Below are 7,669 nucleotides of genomic sequence, written 5' to 3' on the forward strand. Positions count from 1 at the left end.
TATATAAGAATGAATTAAGAACAATGAGATTATGTAGGAGGGTTATTTTGAATATAATAACAGTTGGAAATTTTAAAGGTGGCGTAGGTAAAACTACAGTATCTACATTACTTTCTTATATTGCATCTGAAAACTATAACAAAAAGGTTCTTTTAATAGATTTTGATCCTCAAGGTAACGCTACTCAAATTATGAAAAGAACTTATCCAGAATTTAAAGAGGAATCACTTTCATTCATAAATATGCTAAAAAGTGGAAATATAGATGAAAGTATCATTAGATTAACTTCTAATTTATCATTATTGCCCGCTGATTCGTCTTTGGCTAATTTATCCGATATTATTTCAAAAACAGACATTTTGAAAAAAAGATATATTTTAAAAAATGTGGTAGAAAAAATTGAAAAAATTTATGATTTCGATTATGTATTTATAGATGTGCCACCTACTATAAATTCAGATTTTACTAATAATGCTGTTTACGCAAGTAATTATATTTTAATGGTATTTCAAACACAACAATCAGCTTATGAGAGCAGTCTTTCTTTTGTTAATTTTCTAAGAGATAGAAAAAAAGAGTCAGATTTACCATTTGAATTAGTTGGTGCAGTTCCAGTATTAATAAAAAAAAATGGACGAGTAGATAAACAAATATTAGAGATGTCTAAATCTGCGTTTTCTGAAGCATTATTTGAACACCAAATATATCAAAGAGAAAGAATAAAAAAGTTCGCTGCTGATGGGATAAAAGATAAAGATATGCATGATAAAAAAGTCATACATATGTTCAACAAAGTATATGAAGAATTAGTTAGTAGAATTAAATTAATTGAGGAGGAATGAAATGTATGGCTGGATTTTTAGATAATATAGATACTTCGGAAGTGAAATACACAGAGAATTATAGACCTATATCTAAAAGTACAACAATGAGAGTAGATACTGATATTAAGAAAAGGCTAAACCAAATGGCGTTAGATAAAGATACGTCTATAAAATCAATAATTGATAAAGTTTTAGAAGAATTTTTAGAAAATAATAAGTATTAAAAAGTTAATTTATAGTAATTTTTCAAATAAAGAAAATGCTAAAATGCGTCACTATACTAGTGACGCATTTTTTGTAACTTCTGATAATCATCGATTATGTTAACCTGCTTGATCAGAATAAATACCAATTGAATTTATTATTTTAGTTAGGTTTTATTAGAGAAAAGTTGTTATCTTGAATAGGAAGATAGCAACTTTTAAAATACTTTCATAGATAATTTATATATGATTTATTCATTATTCTGATATAACAGTAAATTGTTTTTTTACATAATTAGGTTTTTCAATTTCATCTAGTATAGCTAATGCTGCATGAGAATAGCTTAAATAACTTTTTCCTAGATTATTTTTAAGTAAGACATTATTTCCGAATTTATAGTTACCTGTTTTTAAACCATCTTTATCAAAATTAGCTGAAGGGCTGAAATATGACCAGTTGACATCTGATTCTCGAAGTAGTTGTAGACTTATATTTTGGCCTTCAGCAGTTTTTTGTACATCATTGGGCAAATCTCCTGTATCAATTAATTTTTTTTTACTATTATTATCGATATAAAGACTACCTGCACCTCCCACAATTAGTAATCTTATATTTGTGCCTTCAAATATATTTATAAGCTTTTTACTAATGGAAATGTGTATCTCGCCATTTCCCATTGGAACCCCAAAAGCACTTATAACATTATCAAAACTGTTAATATCCTCAGTTGTAAGTTCATTAATACTTTTTTCTATTAAGTTTTTAGTTGAATAATCAAGCTTATTAGCGTCCCTAATTATTGGGGTAACCTCGTGTCCTCTATCGATAGCTTCTTTCAAAAGAAGTTTGCCTAGTTTTCCTGTTGCGCCTATTATACCTATTTTCAATTAAAATTCCCCCTAAGTAGTTTTATAAGAATATTTAAACAGAAAATTACGATTAATTAAGGGGAAAAATAGGGGTTTGTATCGATATATATATATAAATCAAAATAACTTACTTTTTTCTAGAGATAAATGAATAAGTTGCAAACCTATATCAATCTTATCTTTTGAAATATTAGCTGTGTTTATTTTTAAAAATTTATAGTTATGCTTATAATCTTTAATATAGTTTTTTCTATAATCATCAACTAAAACGTTGTATTTATAAAGATTATCGTATAGGACGCTTATATTAATAGTCTTTGGCAATTTAATTATTGTATGCATTTTATGGTTATCGTTAAACTCATAATCTTTGAAATATTTATTTAAAGAATGACGAAGTTTATTAACTTTTTGTTGATGTTTATCTATAATTTTATTTTTGTGATAATTATATAACCCACTATTAATAAACGTTTGCATAATAGATTGGCTAATCACGTTAGTTTGGATATTGATAATTTCTTTGATATCTAAAAATTTTTGAACTAAGTTATTGGGGAGTACAGCAAAACCTAATCGCTGCCCTGGAAACATAATTTTTGAAAAGCTTTTCAAATAAATAACACATTCGTTATTATCCATTTCATATAGCGATTTATAAGTTTTATCCTTTTCATAGTCTCCTAAATAGTCATCTTCAATAATATAAAAAGCATACTTATTGGCCATTTTTAGAAGTTTAACTTTATCATTTTCTTTCATAGTTGTTCCCAAAGGATTATGGAGCCTTGGCATTAAATAAACATATTTAGGCCTATTTTCTTTAATCACTTTTTCAAATTCAAGCATATTAATATCATTTAAATTACGATTATATGTAGTGTAATTGAGTTTTAAACGTTCTATTAAATTATTCACTAAATGATAAGTAGGTTGTTCTACAAGAATTTTTTCGTTATTATCAATCATCATTAATGAAAGAATATGTAAGGCTTCTTGCGTTCCACTTGTAATGATAATTTGGTCTTCCTTGACGAATATTTGATCATTTTCTAATATTTCTTGAAAAGATTTTTTTAAAGAATAACTGCCTGCAATTGGGCCATAAGTGAATAAATTCGGTTTTTCATGCCACAAAGATGGTTCTAAACACTGGATATAACTATCGATAGGAAAGTCAGTCCATGATGTAGAAGCAGTAGAAAAATCATAACAATTATGGTTCTGTTGCAAAGTAAAAAAATATAGCTAACCACTAATTTATCATGTCAGTGTTCGCTTAACTTGCTAGCATGATGCTAATTTCGTGGCATGGCGAAAATCCGTAGATCTGAAGAGACCTGCGGTTCTTTTTATATAGAGCGTAAATACATTCAATACCTTTTAAAGTATTCTTTGCTGTATTGATACTTTGATACCTTGTCTTTCTTACTTTAATATGACGGTGATCTTGCTCAATGAGGTTATTCAGATATTTCGATGTACAATGACAGTCAGGTTTAAGTTTAAAAGCTTTAATTACTTTAGCCATTGCTACCTTCGTTGAAGGTGCCTGATCTGTAATTACCTTTTGAGGTTTACCAAATTGTTTAATGAGACGTTTGATAAACGCATATGCTGAATGATTATCTCGTTGCTTACGCAACCAAATATCTAATGTATGTCCCTCTGCATCAATGGCACGATATAAATAGCTCCATTTTCCTTTTATTTTGATGTACGTCTCATCAATACGCCATTTGTAATAAGCTTTTTTATGCTTTTTCTTCCAAATTTGATACAAAATTGGGGCATATTCTTGAACCCAACGGTAGACCGTTGAATGATGAACGTTTACACCACGTTCCCTTAATATTTCAGATATATCACGATAACTCAATGCATATCTTAGATAGTAGCCAACGGCTACAGTGATAACATCCTTGTTAAATTGTTTATATCTGAAATAGTTCATACAGAAGACTCCTTTTTGTTAAAATTATACTATAAATTCAACTTTGCAACAGAACCCATATATTAATAAAAACCTTTAACAAGACACATTAGTTATCAAAATTTTTATCAACATTTATTTAGGAAAAACACTAAATAGAGTGCTTTCGCTTATCATCTCTTATTTTATTTATATTTTCTTGTGTATATTACCTTTTAAATCACTACACCTAATAAGGTGTGGGGTTATTTTTATATCCAGAAATTAAAAGCCCTAACTACAAATAGTAGTTAGGGCTTTGGAAGCAATATTATACAAAATGACAAGAGAATATGTTTTGATTGGACTATTAATTCTCTAATTTCACTCTAGCACATGATAGTGCAGAGAAACATTATTGATTATCATAATTATTTTTTATTTTGCTACGTTATGTATGATTCTACCGCACTCACTTTGTTCGTTTGCTACAGCATGAATATAAAGGTCGAACTAAAGATTCTGACCTATATTCACGCTAAAAATCCCCTCAAAACCAATATAACTAATTTTAATTATTCTTTATTCTTGAGGTAAATGAATGAAATTGGTCGTATAAGCAATCGAGTGTTTAGGAATGAGCGTACGTTTCTCTAATTCATTATCTTTTGGATCTTTGATGCCATCGCTTTTCACTAATAATATTTCGTACGTATATTCTTTAACAATATACCCCGTAAATGATTCTCCATTATTTAAAACAACTTTTACCTTTTTATGATCAAAGAAAGCATACGCTTGTTTTGGATAATCATAGTTTTTGTAATGTTTTAGCCTCGCTTTTTGTTTATTATTCATCATTTTATCCCCCCTTTATATTAAGAATTTAATAATTGTCCTTTCTTTGCTATATTGCTAGCAGCTACAATATCATTGTTTTGATGTATGAATCCACATTTTGTACACTTAAACTTATTTTTATTAGTTCTGTTGTACTGATTTCTATCATGGCATATTGGACATTCAATAGACGTGAAACTTTCATCAACGATCAGTATTTCGTCACTTTCATTTTTTCGCTGCTTAATCGCAAAATAAGTTAAGTCAAATACCAAACTAGGAAAAGATAAATGACTTGAACCATGATCATCTAATGCAAAGACGGTTTGAAAACGATTGGACGTTTGTTCTAACATTTCGTTAACAACTTGATTGATATGGCTTTTAAGTCCTGTTTTCAGTTTAGAATAAGCTTCGCTATTATCATATTGCTTATTAGCAATACGTCTCTCGTATTTTCTAAAAAGATGGAAGAGCGTGTTATGTTTATCGACAAAAACAAAAGATCGGTCTATATTTGACGCTGTTAAGTAATGGTATTTGCCTAAATCGATACCGATAATATGAGATTTTTCTTGTTTTATATAATCGTTAATCGCTTTGATATACTTATATTTGCAGTTCTCTAGCTTTTCACTAACGAAAAATTCATAGCCTATCATTCCCCTTTTTTCTTGTATTTTATGATTTAAATACGTTGAGTGGGCTGTTTTCAAAGTTTTTTCTACGCATATTCGTTGAGCGCATTTCTTCTAATTCGGACAAAATAGAGCGCATTAAATATCCTTGCATATTTTCCAATTTTTCTTGTTTTTTAACCATTATACCTTTGAATCTTTTAAGTACCGTAAATAATTCATCATCCATATCTTCAAGCATATACACTTCACCATACAAATCATTAAACGAACGCTTAGCTTTTAGTATAACTGATTTAATGATTTGTATTTCTTTAGCACTAAAATTATTCATGTATCTTTTTGTATCTTCGGGCATTTCCTGAAGTTCTAAATGTTTTAAAGCTTCTTCATCGGATTGCTTTTGTAAATGATCTGTATGATTTGGTTGATTAGGTTTTGTATCTTCTATATTTGCCTCTCTTATATCATTCATATCATTCATATCATTAGAATCAATAACACTAATATTAGTGTTACTAAAATCAGTATAACTAGTGTCCCATTTTTTAAGTTTGCAATGTCCCATATTTTTAGTTTGCAATGTCCCATTTTTTAAGTTTGCAATGTCCCATTTTTTAAGTTTGTTGTCATTACGCTGTTTTGGAGGATTTACATATAATTTATCTGCTCTTTTTGAAGGTTTTACTTCTATTAATCCATAAGCAATTAACTCATTTTTGAGCCTAGCCACTTTTTTACGATTTATATTCAAAAATTTTGCAATTTCTTGATTTGGCATCACGCAATAAATATTATGTGTTTTATCGTAAAAAATATCTTTAAATACACTATATTCATAACGACTTAGATAAATAGCGTAAGTAATAATAGCATCGGGCGATAGTTTATTATAAAATGGATTATCAAAAAGTGCATAAGGCAAACGATAAAACTCATCAATATCATTTAGATAATAGTATTTATCATATGGCTTTTTGGGATATAATCGATTATTTGAAGTAGGAACTCTTATTTCTTCTAAAAGACCATATTCAATCAATTCTTTTTTTAAATTTATAATTGTAGGTTCAGAAACATGTAGCATACCTTTTAAATCTGAATTTGAATATATTGAAAATAAACGATTATTTTCATCTAAAAATTGAGATTGATCTTGGTTATTTTTTGCATAAGCAATTGTTAAACTTTGACGTTCAGTAATAATCGCATAGAGTAATTTACTTTTGGCTCTCATAGCTTTGAACTTGTTGTCTGTAAATAAGAATTTGTGTAGTTTTGTGAATTTTTGATTTTCTTCATTTGTCATAATAAAAAACCTCTTTCCGAATTTTAAATTGGTAAGAGGTAATAAAACGCTTTTATATATTTTCCGTTCATATAATAACTTCAATACTTGCACTAAGTAATCATTCATTATATAATACAAGTATAAATTTGATATTAAATAAACGTGTGCCAACGTTTTATCACCAAACATTTAAGGGCAACTACTACCAATAGTTGCTCTTTTTATTTTGTTATAAATTAATAATAACACTTATATACCTATAGAAACAATTTATTTTGTAACTTTTTATGAGTAACATGTTACATGTAACAAACAACACAAAGAATATATAAGAATGAATTAAGAACAACGAGATTATGTATAAGTTGAAAGAAACAAAGTTTTGCAGTAACATGTTACATGTAACAAACAACACAAAGAATATATAAGAATGAATTAAGAACAATGAGATTATGTATAAGTTGAAAGAAACAAGTTTTGCAGTAACATGTTACATGTAACAAACAACACAAAGAATATATAAGAATGAATTAAGAACAATGAGATTATGTATAAGTTGAAAGAAACAAGTTTTGCAGTAACATGTTACATGTAACAAACAACACAAAGAATATATAAGAATGAATTAAGAACAATGAGATTATGTATAAGTTGAAAGAAACAAAGTTTTGCAGTAACATGTTACATGTAACAAACAACACAAAGAATATATAAGAATGAATTAAGAACAACGAGATTATGTATAAGTTGAAAGAAACAAAGTTTTGCAGTAACATGTTACATGTAACAAACAACACAAAGAATATATAAGAATGAATTAAGAACAATGAGATTATGTATAAGTTGAAAGAAACAAAGTTTTGAAGTAACATGTTACATGTAACAAACAACACAAAGAATATATAAGAATGAATTAAGAACAACGAGATTATGTATAAGTTGAAAGAAACAAAGTTTTGCAGTAACATGTTACATGTAACAAACAACACAAAGAATATATAAGAATGAATTAAGAACAACGAGATTATGTATAAGTTGAAAGAAACAAAGTTTTGCAGTAACATGTTACATGTAACAAACAACACAAAGAA

Annotated in this window: 8 protein-coding genes; 2 read left to right on the plus strand and 6 right to left on the minus strand. The window is 27.9% G+C overall.

What is annotated here, in order from left to right; translation table 11 throughout:
* Nucleotides 1–47 precede the first annotated feature (47 nt).
* Complete coding sequence (locus tag NST87_RS13690; protein ID WP_002448023.1) at nt 48–842, plus strand: ParA family protein; 795 nt, start codon at nt 48–50, stop codon at nt 840–842.
* 5 nt (nt 843–847) lie between these two features.
* Entirely contained in the window at nt 848–1,048 is a 201-nt protein-coding gene (locus NST87_RS13695) for a hypothetical protein (RefSeq protein ID WP_002448025.1), read from the plus strand.
* 237 nt (nt 1,049–1,285) lie between these two features.
* Here NST87_RS13695 and NST87_RS13700 read toward each other — a convergent pair whose 3' ends face one another.
* The 6 genes from NST87_RS13700 to NST87_RS13725 form a co-directional block, all read right to left on the minus strand.
* Nucleotides 1,286–1,915, minus strand: a complete 630-nt coding sequence (locus NST87_RS13700; RefSeq protein WP_193623578.1) for an NAD(P)-dependent oxidoreductase — start codon at nt 1,913–1,915, stop codon at nt 1,286–1,288.
* A gap of 99 nt (nt 1,916–2,014) precedes the next feature.
* Nucleotides 2,015–3,034 (minus strand): aminotransferase-like domain-containing protein, encoded by a 1,020-nt coding sequence (locus tag NST87_RS13705; RefSeq protein WP_340721800.1) that lies wholly within the window; start codon nt 3,032–3,034, stop codon nt 2,015–2,017.
* Nucleotides 3,035–3,176: 142 nt separating this feature from the next.
* Nucleotides 3,177–3,851 carry an IS6-like element IS257 family transposase gene (locus tag NST87_RS13710; protein ID WP_001105987.1) on the minus strand — a complete coding sequence of 225 codons (675 nt, stop codon included), beginning with the start codon at nt 3,849–3,851 and terminating at the stop codon, nt 3,177–3,179.
* 540 nt (nt 3,852–4,391) lie between these two features.
* On the minus strand, nt 4,392–4,670 hold the full coding sequence (locus NST87_RS13715) for a hypothetical protein (RefSeq protein ID WP_002508705.1): 279 nt from the start codon (nt 4,668–4,670) through the stop codon (nt 4,392–4,394).
* Nucleotides 4,671–4,687: 17 nt separating this feature from the next.
* Nucleotides 4,688–5,311 (minus strand): zinc ribbon domain-containing protein, encoded by a 624-nt coding sequence (locus tag NST87_RS13720; RefSeq protein WP_011304048.1) that lies wholly within the window; start codon nt 5,309–5,311, stop codon nt 4,688–4,690.
* 19 nt (nt 5,312–5,330) lie between these two features.
* Complete coding sequence (locus NST87_RS13725) at nt 5,331–6,596, minus strand: replication initiator protein A (protein WP_316605892.1); 1,266 nt, start codon at nt 6,594–6,596, stop codon at nt 5,331–5,333.
* Nucleotides 6,597–7,669 lie beyond the last annotated feature (1,073 nt).

Origin of the sequence: Staphylococcus sp. FSL W8-0271, assembly GCF_038006605.1 — a bacterium.
GTDB classification, from domain to species: domain Bacteria; phylum Bacillota; class Bacilli; order Staphylococcales; family Staphylococcaceae; genus Staphylococcus; species Staphylococcus cohnii.